Origin of the sequence: Enterobacter cancerogenus (genome assembly GCF_019047785.1) — a bacterium.
Classification (GTDB): Bacteria; Pseudomonadota; Gammaproteobacteria; order Enterobacterales; family Enterobacteriaceae; genus Enterobacter; species Enterobacter cancerogenus.
Genome location: NZ_CP077290.1, coordinates 1,750,337 through 1,763,922, shown reverse-complemented (window position 1 = coordinate 1,763,922; position 13,586 = coordinate 1,750,337). Strand labels below are relative to the sequence as shown.

13 protein-coding genes are annotated in these 13,586 nt (G+C 52.4%); 12 read left to right on the top strand and 1 reads right to left on the bottom strand.

Annotation, left to right across the window (positions count from 1 at the left end):
* Positions 1-45 precede the first annotated feature (45 nt).
* Positions 46-840 carry a type I methionyl aminopeptidase gene (map, locus tag I6L58_RS08335; protein WP_006173616.1) on the bottom strand — a complete coding sequence of 265 codons (795 nt, stop codon included), beginning with the start codon at positions 838-840 and terminating at the stop codon, positions 46-48.
* Between the two features lie 320 nt (positions 841-1,160).
* Here map and rpsB point away from each other — a divergent pair, with 320 nt between their 5' ends.
* From rpsB to fabZ, 12 genes are all read left to right on the top strand, one after another.
* Positions 1,161-1,886 (top strand): 30S ribosomal protein S2, encoded by a 726-nt coding sequence (gene rpsB, locus I6L58_RS08330; protein WP_006173614.1) that lies wholly within the window; start codon positions 1,161-1,163, stop codon positions 1,884-1,886.
* A gap of 117 nt (positions 1,887-2,003) precedes the next feature.
* Entirely contained in the window at positions 2,004-2,855 is an 852-nt protein-coding gene (gene tsf / locus I6L58_RS08325; RefSeq protein WP_006173611.1) for a translation elongation factor Ts, read from the top strand.
* A gap of 150 nt (positions 2,856-3,005) precedes the next feature.
* On the top strand, positions 3,006-3,731 hold the full coding sequence (pyrH, locus tag I6L58_RS08320) for a UMP kinase (protein WP_006173609.1): 726 nt from the start codon (positions 3,006-3,008) through the stop codon (positions 3,729-3,731).
* 167 nt (positions 3,732-3,898) lie between these two features.
* Entirely contained in the window at positions 3,899-4,456 is a 558-nt protein-coding gene (gene frr / locus I6L58_RS08315) for a ribosome recycling factor (RefSeq protein ID WP_006173607.1), read from the top strand.
* A 97-nt stretch (positions 4,457-4,553) separates the two neighbouring features.
* Positions 4,554-5,753, top strand: coding sequence for a 1-deoxy-D-xylulose-5-phosphate reductoisomerase (ispC, locus tag I6L58_RS08310; RefSeq protein WP_006173606.1), 1,200 nt, complete (start codon positions 4,554-4,556; stop codon positions 5,751-5,753).
* Between the two features lie 186 nt (positions 5,754-5,939).
* On the top strand, positions 5,940-6,698 hold the full coding sequence (ispU, locus tag I6L58_RS08305; protein ID WP_006173604.1) for a (2E,6E)-farnesyl-diphosphate-specific ditrans,polycis-undecaprenyl-diphosphate synthase: 759 nt from the start codon (positions 5,940-5,942) through the stop codon (positions 6,696-6,698).
* A 12-nt stretch (positions 6,699-6,710) separates the two neighbouring features.
* Complete coding sequence (cdsA, locus tag I6L58_RS08300; protein ID WP_006173603.1) at positions 6,711-7,568, top strand: phosphatidate cytidylyltransferase; 858 nt, start codon at positions 6,711-6,713, stop codon at positions 7,566-7,568.
* Positions 7,569-7,579: 11 nt separating this feature from the next.
* Positions 7,580-8,932 carry a sigma E protease regulator RseP gene (rseP, locus tag I6L58_RS08295; RefSeq protein ID WP_088209506.1) on the top strand — a complete coding sequence of 451 codons (1,353 nt, stop codon included), beginning with the start codon at positions 7,580-7,582 and terminating at the stop codon, positions 8,930-8,932.
* A 31-nt stretch (positions 8,933-8,963) separates the two neighbouring features.
* Positions 8,964-11,381 carry an outer membrane protein assembly factor BamA gene (gene bamA / locus I6L58_RS08290; RefSeq protein WP_088209505.1) on the top strand — a complete coding sequence of 806 codons (2,418 nt, stop codon included), beginning with the start codon at positions 8,964-8,966 and terminating at the stop codon, positions 11,379-11,381.
* A 122-nt stretch (positions 11,382-11,503) separates the two neighbouring features.
* Entirely contained in the window at positions 11,504-11,998 is a 495-nt protein-coding gene (skp, locus tag I6L58_RS08285) for a molecular chaperone Skp (RefSeq protein ID WP_042319211.1), read from the top strand.
* A gap of 3 nt (positions 11,999-12,001) precedes the next feature.
* Complete coding sequence (lpxD, locus tag I6L58_RS08280) at positions 12,002-13,027, top strand: UDP-3-O-(3-hydroxymyristoyl)glucosamine N-acyltransferase (protein WP_006173599.1); 1,026 nt, start codon at positions 12,002-12,004, stop codon at positions 13,025-13,027.
* 103 nt (positions 13,028-13,130) lie between these two features.
* Positions 13,131-13,586: a 3-hydroxyacyl-ACP dehydratase FabZ gene (fabZ, locus tag I6L58_RS08275; protein WP_006173598.1), complete on the top strand. Its 456-nt coding sequence runs from the start codon at positions 13,131-13,133 to the stop codon at positions 13,584-13,586.

Below are 13,586 nucleotides of genomic sequence, written 5' to 3'. Positions count from 1 at the left end.
AAAAAACTATCGCCATTAAAAAAGCCGGCAATCGCCGGCTTTTTATCACTCAATATTCGTCAGTATCGCCGGGATGGTGTCATCCTTGCGCAACGTCATAATTTCGCAGCCGTTGTCTGTTACTACAATAGTATGCTCGTACTGTGCAGACAAGCTTCTGTCTTTGGTTTTCACCGTCCAGCCGTCTTTCATGGTGCGGATGCGGTAATCGCCTGAGTTGACCATCGGCTCAATGGTGAAGGTCATGCCTTTTTGCAGTACCACGCCGCCGTCATCCGCATCGTAGTGCAGCACCTGTGGCTCTTCGTGGAAGACGCGACCAATGCCGTGACCACAGTATTCGCGAACCACAGAGAAACCTTCCGCTTCAACGAATTTCTGAATGGCCGCGCCAAGCGTGCGCAGGCGAATGCCCGGCTTGACCATCTTCAGCGCCAGGTAGAGGCTCTCTTGCGTCACTTTGCACAGACGCTCGCCAAGAATGGTTGGCTTGCCGACGATAAACATCTTCGAGGTATCGCCGTGGTATTCGTCTTTAATGACGGTCACGTCGATGTTGACGATGTCGCCATCTTTCAGCAGTTTTTCGTCATCCGGGATACCGTGGCACACCACTTCATTAATAGAGATGCAGACGGATTTCGGGAAACCGTGGTAGCCGAGGCAGGCGGAGACCGCATGCTGCTCATTCACGATGTAATCATTACAGATACGGTCCAGTTCGCCCGTGCTCACACCCGGTTTGACGAACGGCTCGATCATTTCAAGCACTTCCGCGGCCAGACGACCGGCGACGCGCATCTTTTCAATTTCTTCAGGGGTCTTAATAGAGATAGCCATGTAATCTGTCCATCGGTGTCGATTTTTTCGACAATACTAGTCTGAGTAGGGTCAATGGTATCAGCCCGGCGCGTCCCGTGCCAAATTGAGAATCATTAACAGCACACTCAGCCAACAACTGTTGGTTTCTGGTCGTGTTTTGTGGTATAAAGCGCGCCGGACTTCCGATCCATTTCAGATACACAGTCTGGACGGAAGCGATAATCTCACTATGTGTAACAACACACACGTATCGGCACATATTCCGGGGTGCCCTTCGGGGTCGGTAATATGGGATACGTGGAGGCATAACCCCAACTTTTACTATAGAGGTTTTAAACATGGCAACTGTTTCCATGCGCGACATGCTCAAGGCTGGTGTTCACTTTGGTCACCAGACCCGTTACTGGAACCCGAAAATGAAGCCTTTCATCTTCGGCGCACGTAACAAAGTTCACATCATCAACCTTGAGAAAACTGTACCAATGTTCAACGAAGCCCTGGCTGAGCTGAGCAAGATCTCTTCCCGTAAAGGTAAGATTCTGATGGTTGGTACTAAACGCGCTGCAAGCGAAGCTGTGAAAGAAGCTGCTAACAGCTGCGATCAGTTCTTCGTGAACCATCGCTGGTTGGGCGGCATGCTGACCAACTGGAAAACCGTTCGTCAGTCAATCAAACGCCTGAAAGATCTGGAAACTCAGTCTCAGGACGGTACTTTCGACAAGCTGACCAAGAAAGAAGCGCTGATGCGTACTCGTGAACTGGACAAGCTGGAAAACAGCCTGGGCGGTATCAAAGATATGGGCGGCCTGCCAGACGCGCTGTTCGTTATCGATGCAGACCACGAGCACATCGCAATCAAAGAAGCTAACAACCTGGGTATCCCGGTATTTGCTATCGTTGATACCAACTCCGATCCGGACGGTGTTGACTTCGTTATCCCGGGTAACGACGATGCAATCCGTGCTATCAGCCTGTACCTGGGCGCTGTAGCTGCTACCGTTCGTGAAGGCCGTTCTCAGGATCTGGCTACTCAGGCGGAAGAAAGCTTCGTAGAAGCTGAATAATAAGGTTTTACCCCTTATTAGTACCGTGTATGAATAGGGGCCAATTCTCGGCCCCTTTTTTCAATTTATACTGTTTGGCTTCTGGCCGGGCAGTTCACATCTCCCGAGGATTTAAGAATGGCTGAAATTACCGCATCCCTGGTAAAAGAGCTGCGTGAGCGTACTGGCGCAGGCATGATGGATTGCAAAAAAGCGCTGACCGAAGCGAACGGCGACATCGAGCTGGCAATCGAAAACATGCGTAAATCCGGTGCGATCAAAGCAGCTAAAAAAGCAGGCAACGTGGCTGCTGACGGCGTGATCATCACCAAAATCGACGGCACTTACGGCATCATTCTGGAAGTTAACTGCCAGACTGACTTCGTTGCTAAAGATGGCGGTTTCCAGGCATTTGCGAACAAAGTACTGGACGCAGCTGTTGCGGGCAAAATCACCGACGTTGAAGTGCTGAAAGCACAGTTCGAAGAAGAGCGTGTTGCACTGGTTGCTAAAATCGGTGAGAACATCAACATCCGTCGCGTATCTTCCCTGGAAGGCGACGTGCTGGGCTCTTACCAGCACGGTGCACGTATCGGTGTTCTGGTTGCGGCTAAAGGCGCTGACGAAGAGCTGGTTAAACAGCTGGCAATGCACATCGCTGCAAGCAAACCAGAATTCGTTAAGCCAGAAGACGTGTCTGCTGAAGTGGTAGAGAAAGAGTACCAGGTTCAGCTGGACATCGCGATGCAGTCTGGTAAGCCAAAAGAAATCGCAGAGAAAATGGTTGAAGGCCGCATGAAGAAATTCACCGGCGAAGTTTCTCTGACTGGCCAGCCTTTCGTAATGGACCCAAGCAAGTCTGTTGCTCAGCTGCTGAAAGAGCACAACGCTGACGTAACTGGCTTCATCCGCTTCGAAGTGGGCGAAGGCATCGAGAAAGTTGAGACTGACTTCGCAGCAGAAGTTGCTGCAATGTCCAAGCAGTCTTAATGATTGAAAAGGAGCCGCCTGAGGGCGGCTTCTTTTTGTCACCCGTCATACAAAATCAGACAGGCTCTACTACCGCTGTGCTGGTTTGCGACATAACATGTCGCCAGAATTAACCCCCATCTTAATCGTTGACAGTCTCAGGAAAGAAACATGGCTACCAATGCAAAACCCGTGTACAAACGCATTCTGCTTAAGCTGAGTGGCGAAGCGCTGCAGGGAACGGAAGGCTTCGGTATTGACGCAAGCATCCTTGACCGCATGGCACAGGAAATCAAAGAACTTGTCGAACTGGGCATTCAGGTTGGCGTGGTCATTGGCGGTGGCAACCTTTTCCGTGGTGCTGGTCTGGCGAAAGCGGGGATGAACCGCGTTGTGGGCGACCACATGGGGATGCTGGCAACCGTCATGAATGGCCTGGCAATGCGTGATGCGCTTCATCGTGCCTATGTGAACGCTCGCCTGATGTCCGCTATTCCGCTGAATGGCGTATGCGATAACTACAGCTGGGCAGAAGCTATCAGCCTGCTGCGCAACAACCGCGTGGTGATCCTCTCCGCCGGTACGGGTAACCCGTTCTTTACCACCGATTCCGCAGCCTGCCTGCGCGGTATCGAGATCGAAGCCGATGTGGTGCTGAAAGCGACCAAAGTGGATGGCGTGTTTACCGCCGATCCGGCAAAAGATCCGTCTGCGACCATGTACGATCAGCTGTCCTACAGCGAAGTGCTGGATAAAGAGCTGAAAGTGATGGATCTTGCCGCCTTCACGCTGGCTCGTGACCACAAACTGCCGATCCGTGTCTTCAACATGAATAAGCCTGGTGCGCTCCGTCGCGTCGTCATGGGCGAAAAAGAAGGCACTTTGATTACGGAATAATTTCCGTCGGCGATAAATACAGGTAAGATTCCGCTTTATTTTGTAGTGGTATCTTACCCGGGCGCGCCTTTGGCGTTGTCATGAATTAAACGCGACTATACTTAGCACACCTGTAGCGCTGTGCTGGCGGATAGTCTGCCTGAGACAAGTTTTCAAGGATTCGTAACGTGATTAACGACATCAGAAAAGATGCTGAAGTACGCATGGACAAATGCGTAGAAGCGTTCAAAAACCAAATCAGCAAAATCCGTACTGGCCGTGCTTCTCCAAGCCTGCTGGATGGCATCATCGTAGAATATTACGGTACGCCAACCCCACTGCGTCAGCTGGCGAGCGTCACGGTAGAAGACACCCGTACGCTGAAAATCAACGTATTCGACCGTTCAATGAGCCCGGCGATCGAGAAAGCGATCATGGCCTCTGACCTGGGTCTGAACCCAAGCTCTGCGGGCGCCGACATTCGCGTTCCACTGCCAGCGCTGACCGAAGAACGTCGTAAAGACCTGATCAAAGTGGTGCGTGGCGAAGCTGAGCAGGGTCGTGTTTCTGTGCGTAACGTACGCCGTGATGCGAACGACAAAGTGAAAGCACTGCTGAAAGAAAAAGAGATCAGTGAAGATGATGACCGTCGTTCTCAGGACGACGTGCAGAAAATGACTGACGCAGCGATCAAGAAAATTGATGCGGCGCTGGCAGATAAAGAAGCGGAACTGATGCAGTTCTGATTTCTGTCGTACACTGATAAAACGCCGTTCAGAGAGGCCTTGTGTCTTGCTGGCGGCGTTTTGCTTTTATCGGGTCTAACTTTTTTTCGGGCATCTCATGAAGCATTTAACACTCCTTGGCTCGACCGGCTCTATCGGTTGCAGCACTCTCGACGTCGTTCGCCATAACCCTGAACACTACACCGTGACCGCGCTCGTGGCGGGCAAGAACGTGCAGCGTATGGTCGAGCAGTGCCTGGAGTTTACGCCCCGCTTTGCGGTGATGGATGACGAGGAGAGCGCTCGCCAGGTAAAAGCCCAGCTGCTGGAAAAGGGCAGCCGCACCGAGGTGCTGAGCGGACAACAGGCGGCCTGTGATATGGCGGCGCTGGATGAGGTCGATCAGGTTATGGCGGCTATCGTCGGGGCGGCAGGACTGTTGCCGACGCTTTCCGCGATTGATGCCGGTAAAGATGTTCTGCTGGCCAATAAAGAGTCGCTTGTCACCTGTGGACGCCTGTTCATGGAGGCGGTAAAAGCGCGTGGCGCACGCCTTTTGCCGGTCGACAGCGAGCACAACGCGATTTTTCAGAGTTTGCCGCAACCTTTTCAACAGAACCTGGGGTACGCTGACCTGGAGCAGAATGGCGTTGTGTCGATTCTGCTTACCGGGTCTGGTGGCCCGTTCCGCGAGACGCCGCTGTCTGAACTGAGCGCAATGACGCCGGATCAGGCATGCCGTCATCCGAACTGGTCGATGGGACGTAAGATCTCTGTCGACTCCGCCACCATGATGAACAAAGGTCTGGAATACATTGAAGCTCGCTGGCTGTTCAATGCGTCAGCGAAACAGATGGAAGTGCTGATCCACCCGCAGTCGGTGATTCACTCCATGGTGCGCTATCAGGATGGCAGTGTGCTGGCACAGTTGGGCGAACCGGATATGCGCACACCGATTGCACACGCCATGGCGTGGCCAGAGCGCGTTAAATCCGGGGTTAAACCGCTCGATTTTTGCAAGCTGAGCGCACTGACCTTTAGCGAGCCTGACTATGAGCGTTATCCCTGCCTCAGGCTGGCGATGACGGCCTTCGATCAAGGGCAAGCTGCGACAACGGCGCTCAATGCGGCCAATGAAATTACCGTTGATGCCTTCCTCAATCAGCAGATTCGTTTTACCGACATCGCCTCGCTTAATTTGACGGTGCTGGAGATGATGGATTTGCGCGAGCCACAAAGCGTGGAGGAGGTGCTGGCGGTCGATGCACAAGCGCGTATTATTGCGCGTAAACAGGTGACACGTCTCGCAAGCTGGTGATAAAGCAAGCGGTAGTGGCTGTGCCATTTGTTAGCGTTGGGCTTCAGTGATATAGTCAGCGCCACCTGATCGCAGGCATTTGACTTTATGTGGTCAGGTAAGCCGTGGTTTGACACGGCTTTTTTATGTACAGGCTTCAGTATTCCTGAGTACCGTTACATCCTTTTCAGGGACTAAAAACGCGTTATGTTGTCTGCGAACCAACCAATAAGCGAGAACTTGCCAGCGCATGGCTGTCGCCATGTTGCAATCATTATGGATGGCAATGGCCGCTGGGCGAAAAGACAAGGGAAGATACGAGCCTTTGGGCATAAAGCCGGGGCGAAATCTGTTCGCCGCGCCGTTTCTTTTGCCGCCAACAACGGCATTGATGCGTTAACGCTCTATGCTTTTAGCAGTGAAAACTGGAATCGACCCGCGCAGGAAGTGACTGCGTTGATGGAACTGTTCGTGTGGGCGCTCGACAGCGAAGTAAAAAGCCTGCACCGCCACAACGTCCGTCTGCGGATTATCGGTGAGACCAGTCGTTTTAACTCACGTTTGCAAGAACGGATTCGCAAAGCAGAAGCGCTGACGGAAAATAACACCGGCCTGACGCTCAACATCGCGGCGAATTACGGCGGACGCTGGGATATTATCCAGGGCGTTCGGCATTTGGCCGAACAGGTTCAGGAAGGGTTACTGAGACCGGACCAAATTGATGAAGAGGCGCTGAATAAGCAAATCTGCATGAATGAACTGGCACCTGTAGATTTAGTAATTAGGACAGGGGGAGAACATCGCATAAGTAACTTTTTGCTTTGGCAAATAGCCTACGCCGAACTTTACTTTACTGATGTTCTTTGGCCCGATTTTGATGAACAAGACTTTGAAGGTGCGCTGCATGCCTTTGCCAATCGTGAGCGTCGCTTCGGCGGCACCGAGCCTGGTGGCGACAAAGCCTGATGGGGGTAGCTTTTGCTGAAGTATCGCCTGATTTCCGCTTTTGTATTAATACCCATTGTCATTGCGGCACTGTTTTTACTGCCACCAGTGGGATTTGCTATTGTGACGCTGGTCGTGTGCATGCTGGCCGCGTGGGAATGGGGACAGCTTAGCGGCTTTACCTCGCGCACTCAGCGAGTCTGGCTGGCGGTGCTCTGTGGCTTTGTGCTGGCTCTGATGCTGTTTACGTTGCCTGAGTATCACCATGATATTCATCAGCCGCTGGTGGCCGGATCCCTGTGGATATCGCTGGCCTGGTGGGTGGCTGCGCTGTTACTGGTGCTTTTCTATCCCGGTTCGGCGGCCATATGGCGTCATTCTAAGGTGCTGCGCCTGATTTTTGGTCTGCTCACCATCGTGCCTTTTTTCTGGGGTATGATTGCCCTTCGCGCCTGGCACTACGACGAAAACCACTACAGCGGCGCGTTATGGCTGCTTTATGTGATGATTCTCGTGTGGGGGGCTGACTCTGGGGCCTATATGTTTGGTAAACTGTTCGGCAAACATAAGCTGGCACCGAAAGTGTCGCCGGGCAAAACCTGGCAGGGCTTTATTGGCGGTCTGTTTACCGCAGCAATCATCTCCTGGGGCTACGGCGTCTGGGCGAATCTTGAGGTTGCGCCGTCAACGCTGCTGGTGTGCTCTATTTTTGCTGCGCTGGCCTCGGTACTGGGCGATCTCACCGAAAGTATGTTCAAGCGTGAAGCAGGGATAAAAGACAGTGGTCACCTTATTCCAGGACACGGCGGTATACTGGACCGTATTGACAGCCTGACGGCAGCTGTTCCAGTGTTTGCTTGCCTGCTTTTACTGGTATTCGGGACGATTTAACGGAAGGTTTTATGCTGAGCATTCTCTGGAATCTGGCGGCGTTCATAGTTGCACTGGGTGTACTGATTACCGTGCATGAATTTGGCCATTTCTGGGTTGCTCGTCGCTGCGGAGTGCGGGTAGAGCGATTCTCGATCGGTTTCGGTAAGTCGCTCTGGAAGCGCACCGACCGCCATGGCACCGAGTTTGTCATTGCGCTTATTCCGCTGGGCGGCTATGTCAAAATGCTCGACGAACGTGTTGAGCCTGTTGCCCCGGAACTTCGCCACAGCGCGTTCAACAACAAGACGGTTGGGCAACGTGCTGCCATCATTGCTGCCGGTCCGGTAGCTAACTTCATCTTTGCTATCTTCGCGTATTGGCTGGTGTTTATCATCGGTGTGCCTGGCGTGCGTCCGGTTGTGGGGGAAATTGCCCCTCACTCCATCGCGGCAAATGCGCAAATTACGTCGGGGATGGAACTTAAAGCCATTGATGGTATCGAAACCCCTGATTGGGATGCTGTGCGACTGCAACTGGTTTCCAAAATTGGCGATGAGCAGACAACGCTCAGCGTCTCGGATTTTGGATCTGACCAGCGGCAGAAAAAAGTGCTGGATTTACGCCACTGGAGTTTCGAGCCTGACAAAGAAGATCCGGTCGCTGCACTGGGGATTCGCCCGCGTGGCGCGCAGATCGAGCCGGTATTAGCCGAAGTACAAGCGCATTCGGCGGCAAGTAAAGCGGGTTTGCAAGCGGGTGACAGGATCGTTAAAGTCGATGGTCAGCCATTAACAGAGTGGATGACCTTTGTTACTCTGGTGCGCGATAATCCAGGTACATCGCTCGCGCTGGACGTGGAAAGGCAGGGGAGTCCGCTCTCACTGACGCTGATTCCGGATACCAAATCAGGTAACGGAAAGGCGGAAGGGTTTGCTGGCGTCGTGCCGAAAGTGATCCCACTGCCAGACGAGTACAAGACAATACGCCAGTATGGGCCGTTTAGCGCCATCCTTGAAGCCACGGATAAAACATGGCAACTGATGAAGCTAACGGTCAACATGTTGGGGAAATTGATAACCGGTGATGTCAAACTGAACAACCTCAGTGGGCCTATTTCGATTGCTCAGGGGGTTGGAATGTCAGCGGAGTTCGGGGTGATTTACTATCTCATGTTTCTCGCGCTCATTAGCGTGAACCTCGGGATAATCAACCTGTTCCCGCTTCCCGTTTTAGACGGGGGCCATCTGCTGTTTTTAGCGATTGAAAAGCTAAAAGGCGGACCGGTATCCGAGCGAGTTCAAGACTTTAGTTATCGCATTGGCTCGATTTTGCTGGTGCTGTTAATGGGGCTTGCACTTTTCAATGATTTCTCTCGGTTGTAAGAGAGTTAGTTAGGAAGAACGCATAATAACGATGGCGATGAAAAAGTTGCTCATAGCGTCGCTGCTGTTTAGCAGCGCCACCGTATACGGTGCTGACGGGTTCGTAGTGAAAGATATTCATTTCGAAGGCCTTCAGCGTGTCGCCGTTGGTGCGGCCCTCCTCAGTATGCCTGTGCGCCCCGGCGATACGGTTAATGATGAAGACATCAGTAACACCATCCGCGCTCTGTTTGCCACTGGCAACTTTGAGGACGTCCGCGTCCTGCGCGATGGTGATACGCTGCTGGTTCAGGTAAAAGAACGTCCAACGATCGCCAGTATCACTTTCTCCGGCAACAAGTCGGTGAAAGATGACATGCTCAAGCAAAACCTTGAAGCATCCGGCGTTCGTGTGGGGGAATCTCTGGACCGCACAACCCTTTCAGACATTGAAAAAGGTCTGGAAGATTTCTATTACAGCGTCGGTAAATACAGCGCCAGCGTGAAAGCGGTTGTGACACCGCTGCCGCGTAACCGTGTTGACCTGAAGCTGGTCTTCCAGGAAGGTGTTTCTGCGAAGATCCAGCAGATCAACATTGTGGGCAACCACGCGTTCAGCACTGATGAACTGATCTCAACATTCCAGTTGCGTGACGAAGTGCCGTGGTGGAACGTCGTTGGCGATCGTAAATACCAGAAGCAGAAGCTGGCGGGCGATCTCGAAACCCTGCGCAGCTACTACCTGGATCGCGGCTACGCGCGTTTCAACATTGATTCGACCCAGGTCAGTCTGACGCCGGACAAGAAAGGGATCTACATTACCATTAACATCACTGAAGGCGAGCAGTACAAGCTTTCAGGTGTTGAAGTCAGTGGTAACCTGGCGGGACATTCTGCTGAAATCGAATCGCTGACGAAGATTCAGCCAGGCGATCTGTACAGCGGGTCTAAAGTGACCAAAATGGAAGACAGCATTAAGAAGCTGCTCGGCCGTTATGGTTATGCTTATCCGCGCGTGCAGACTCAGCCAGAAATTAACGATGCTGAGAAAACCGTTAAGCTTCACGTCAACGTTGATGCGGGCAACCGTTTCTACGTGCGTAAGATCCGTTTTGAAGGGAACGACACCTCCAAAGATTCCGTTCTGCGTCGCGAAATGCGCCAGATGGAAGGGGCATGGCTGGGCAGCGACCTGGTCGACCAGGGTAAAGAACGTCTGAACCGTCTGGGTTACTTCGAAACGGTTGATACCGATACGCAGCGTGTACCAGGCAGCCCGGACCAGGTGGATGTAGTTTATAAGGTTAAGGAGCGTAACACCGGTAGCTTCAACTTCGTTGTCGGCTACGGTACCGAAAGTGGCGTCAGCTTCCAGGTCGGTGTCCAGCAGGATAACTGGCTGGGTACAGGTTACTCTGTCGGTATCAACGGTACCAAAAACGACTACCAGACCTATTCTGAGTTCTCTGTTACTAACCCATACTTCACCGTTGACGGTGTGAGTCTGGGCGGTCGTATCTTCTATAACGACTTTAAAGCAGACGACGCGGATCTGTCCTCCTATACCAACAAAAGCTACGGTGTAGACGGTACGCTCGGCTTCCCGGTCAACGAATACAACACCCTGCGTGCGGGCTTAGGTTATGTGCATAACGACCTGTCCAATATGCAACCGCAGGTGGCGATGTGGCGTTATCTGGACTCCATCGGTCAGTCAGCGAGTAAGAGCAGCGATAACAACGGCTTTGCCGCCGATGACTTCACGTTCAACTATGGCTGGACGTACAACCGTCTGGACCGTGGCTTCTTCCCGACGCAGGGCTCGCGCGTAAACCTGAATGGTAAAGTGACCATTCCGGGTTCCGATAACGAGTTCTACAAGGTGACGCTGGATACCGCATCCTACTTCCCAATTGATGACGATCACAAATGGGTGGTTCTGGGTCGTACGCGCTGGGGCTACGGTGATGGCCTGGGCGGCAAAGAACTGCCGTTCTATGAAAACTTCTACGCCGGTGGTTCAAGCACCGTTCGTGGCTTCCAGTCCAATAACATTGGTCCGAAAGCGGTTTACTACGGTGGGAATGACAAGGATAACTGCTACAAATCATCTTCTTCCGAAGTGTGTAGCTCTGATGATGCAGTGGGCGGTAACGCCATGGGCGTCGCCAGCCTCGAGTTCATCACGCCGACGCCGTTCATCAGCGACAAATATGCGAACTCTGTTCGTACCTCCATCTTCTGGGATGCCGGTACGGTGTGGGATACCAACTGGGAGAACACTGCCCAGATGCGTGCAGCAGGTGTTCCGGACTACAGCGATCCGAGCAATATTCGCATGTCTGCAGGTATCGCATTACAATGGATGTCACCGCTGGGGCCGTTGGTCTTCTCCTACGCCCAGCCGTTTAAGAAATATGATGGAGATAAAGCGGAACAGTTCCAGTTTAACATTGGTAAAACCTGGTAATAATCCGCTGCAATGGAATGCGTTGGCAGTGTAGCGCTGACAACCGGCGATCGGTAAAACGATCGCCTTGCCACGCAAAGAACGGTACCTTCGGGTGCCAATGGGATGGTAAGGAGTTAATTGTGAAAAAGTGGTTATTAGCTGCAGGTCTCGGTTTAGCGATGGCAACCTCTGCTCAGGCAGCAGACAAAATTGCAATCGTCAACATGGGTAATTTGTTCCAGCAGGTTGCACAGAAAACCGGTGTTTCTGCGACTCTGGAAAACGAATTTAAAGGCCGTGCTGGCGAACTGCAACGTATGGAAGGCGACCTCCAGACTAAAATGCAGCGTCTGCAGCGTGATGGTTCTACCATGAAAGCGAGCGAGCGCAGCAAGCTGGAAAAAGACGTAATGGCACAGCGCCAGACTTTCTCCCAGAAAGCGCAGGCTTTCGAGCAGGATCGTCAGCGTCGTTCTAACGAAGAGCGCGGTAAACTGGTTACCCGTATTCAGTCTGCTGTTAAAGCAGTAGCAGCCGATCAGAGCATCGATCTGGTTGTGGATGCGAATGCCGTCGCTTTCAACAGCAGCGATGTTAAAGACATCACCGCTGATGTTCTGAAACAGGTTAAATAAGTAATGCCTTCAATTCGACTGGCTGATTTAGCTCAGCAGTTGGATGCAGAATTACACGGTGATGGCGATATCGTCATCACCGCTGTTGCGTCCATGCAATCTGCTAAAGCGGGCAACATTACCTTTATAGTAAGCCCTAAGTACCGTGAACATCTGGCCCAGTGCCAGGCGTCCGCCGTTGTGATGACGCAGGACGATCTTCCGTTTGCCACAGGCGCTGCACTGGTAGTTAAAAATCCCTACCTGACTTACGCACGCATGGCCCAAATTCTTGATACCACGCCGCAGCCGGCGCAAAACATTGCTGCCAGCGCAGCGATCGACCCGACGGCTCAGCTGGGTAACAACGTGGCAGTTGGCGCAAATGCCGTTATCGAATCTGGCGTTGTGCTGGGCGATAACGTGGTCATTGGTCCGGGCTGCTTCGTTGGAAAAAATACCAAAATTGGCGCAGGCTCCCGTCTTTGGGCCAATGTGTCCATTTATCATGACGTTGAGATGGGCGAGAATTGCCTCGTTCAATCCAGCACGGTGATTGGCTCTGACGGTTTCGGCTATGCCAACGATCGTGGCAATTGGGTTAAGATCCCGCAGCTTGGTCGCGTTATTATCGGCGATCGTGTAGAGATCGGCGCATGTACGACCATCGACCGCGGCGCGCTGGACGACACCATCATTGGTAACGGTGTTATCATTGATAACCAGTGTCAGATTGCACATAACGTTGTGATTGGCGACAATACTGCCGTTGCGGGCGGCGTGATCATGGCTGGCAGCCTGAAAATTGGCCGCTACTGCATGATTGGCGGTGCCAGCGTGATCAATGGCCATATGGAAATATGCGACAAGGTGACGGTAACGGGAATGGGCATGGTGATGCGTCCTATTACTGAACCCGGCGTCTATTCCTCTGGCATTCCGCTGCAACCGAACAAGGTATGGCGTAAAACAGCTGCACTGGTGATGAATATTGATGATATGAGCAAGCGACTCAAAGCCATTGAGCGCAAGATCGATCAACAAGACTAAGCGTTCACCCGTTTAACGCTCATTTTCTCGGCCTGTCGGCTTTTTTATAAACCGGCAGGCCGTGTTATTATTGCTACTTAGTACATTTGACAGGAAGAGTATTTTGACTACTGACACTCATACTCTGCATATTGAAGAGATTTTAGAACTTCTGCCGCACCGCTACCCGTTTTTGCTGGTAGACCGTGTGCTGGATTTTGAAGAAGGTCGTTTTCTGCGCGCAGTGAAAAATGTCTCCGTTAACGAGCCGTTCTTCCAGGGACACTTCCCTGGTAAGCCTATCTTCCCGGGTGTGTTGATCCTGGAAGCCATGGCGCAGGCTACCGGTATCCTTGCGTTTAAAAGCGTAGGTAAACTGGAGCCGGGTGAACTCTATTACTTCGCCGGCATCGACGAAGCGCGATTCAAGCGTCCGGTTGTGCCTGGCGATCAGATGATCATGGAAGTCACTTTTGAAAAAACGCGTCGTGGCCTGACTCGCTTTAAAGGCGTTGCAACGGTTGACGGCAAAGTTGTTTGTGAAGCGACTATGATGTGCGCGCGTAGCCGGGAGGCCTGA

Excerpts from the sequence above, each read along its gene's own strand:
- bamA (WP_088209505.1), top strand. The coding sequence starts at position 8,964 with ATGGCGATGAAAAAGTTGCTCATAGCGTCGCTGCTGTTTAGCAGCGCC.
- map (WP_006173616.1), bottom strand. The coding sequence starts at position 840 with ATGGCTATCTCTATTAAGACCCCTGAAGAAATTGAAAAGATGCGCGTC.
- ispC (WP_006173606.1), top strand. The coding sequence starts at position 4,554 with ATGAAGCATTTAACACTCCTTGGCTCGACCGGCTCTATCGGTTGCAGC.
- rseP (WP_088209506.1), top strand. The coding sequence starts at position 7,580 with ATGCTGAGCATTCTCTGGAATCTGGCGGCGTTCATAGTTGCACTGGGT.
- pyrH (WP_006173609.1), top strand. The coding sequence starts at position 3,006 with ATGGCTACCAATGCAAAACCCGTGTACAAACGCATTCTGCTTAAGCTG.
- rpsB (WP_006173614.1), top strand. The coding sequence starts at position 1,161 with ATGGCAACTGTTTCCATGCGCGACATGCTCAAGGCTGGTGTTCACTTT.
- tsf (WP_006173611.1), top strand. The coding sequence starts at position 2,004 with ATGGCTGAAATTACCGCATCCCTGGTAAAAGAGCTGCGTGAGCGTACT.
- ispU (WP_006173604.1), top strand. The coding sequence starts at position 5,940 with ATGTTGTCTGCGAACCAACCAATAAGCGAGAACTTGCCAGCGCATGGC.
- lpxD (WP_006173599.1), top strand. The coding sequence starts at position 12,002 with ATGCCTTCAATTCGACTGGCTGATTTAGCTCAGCAGTTGGATGCAGAA.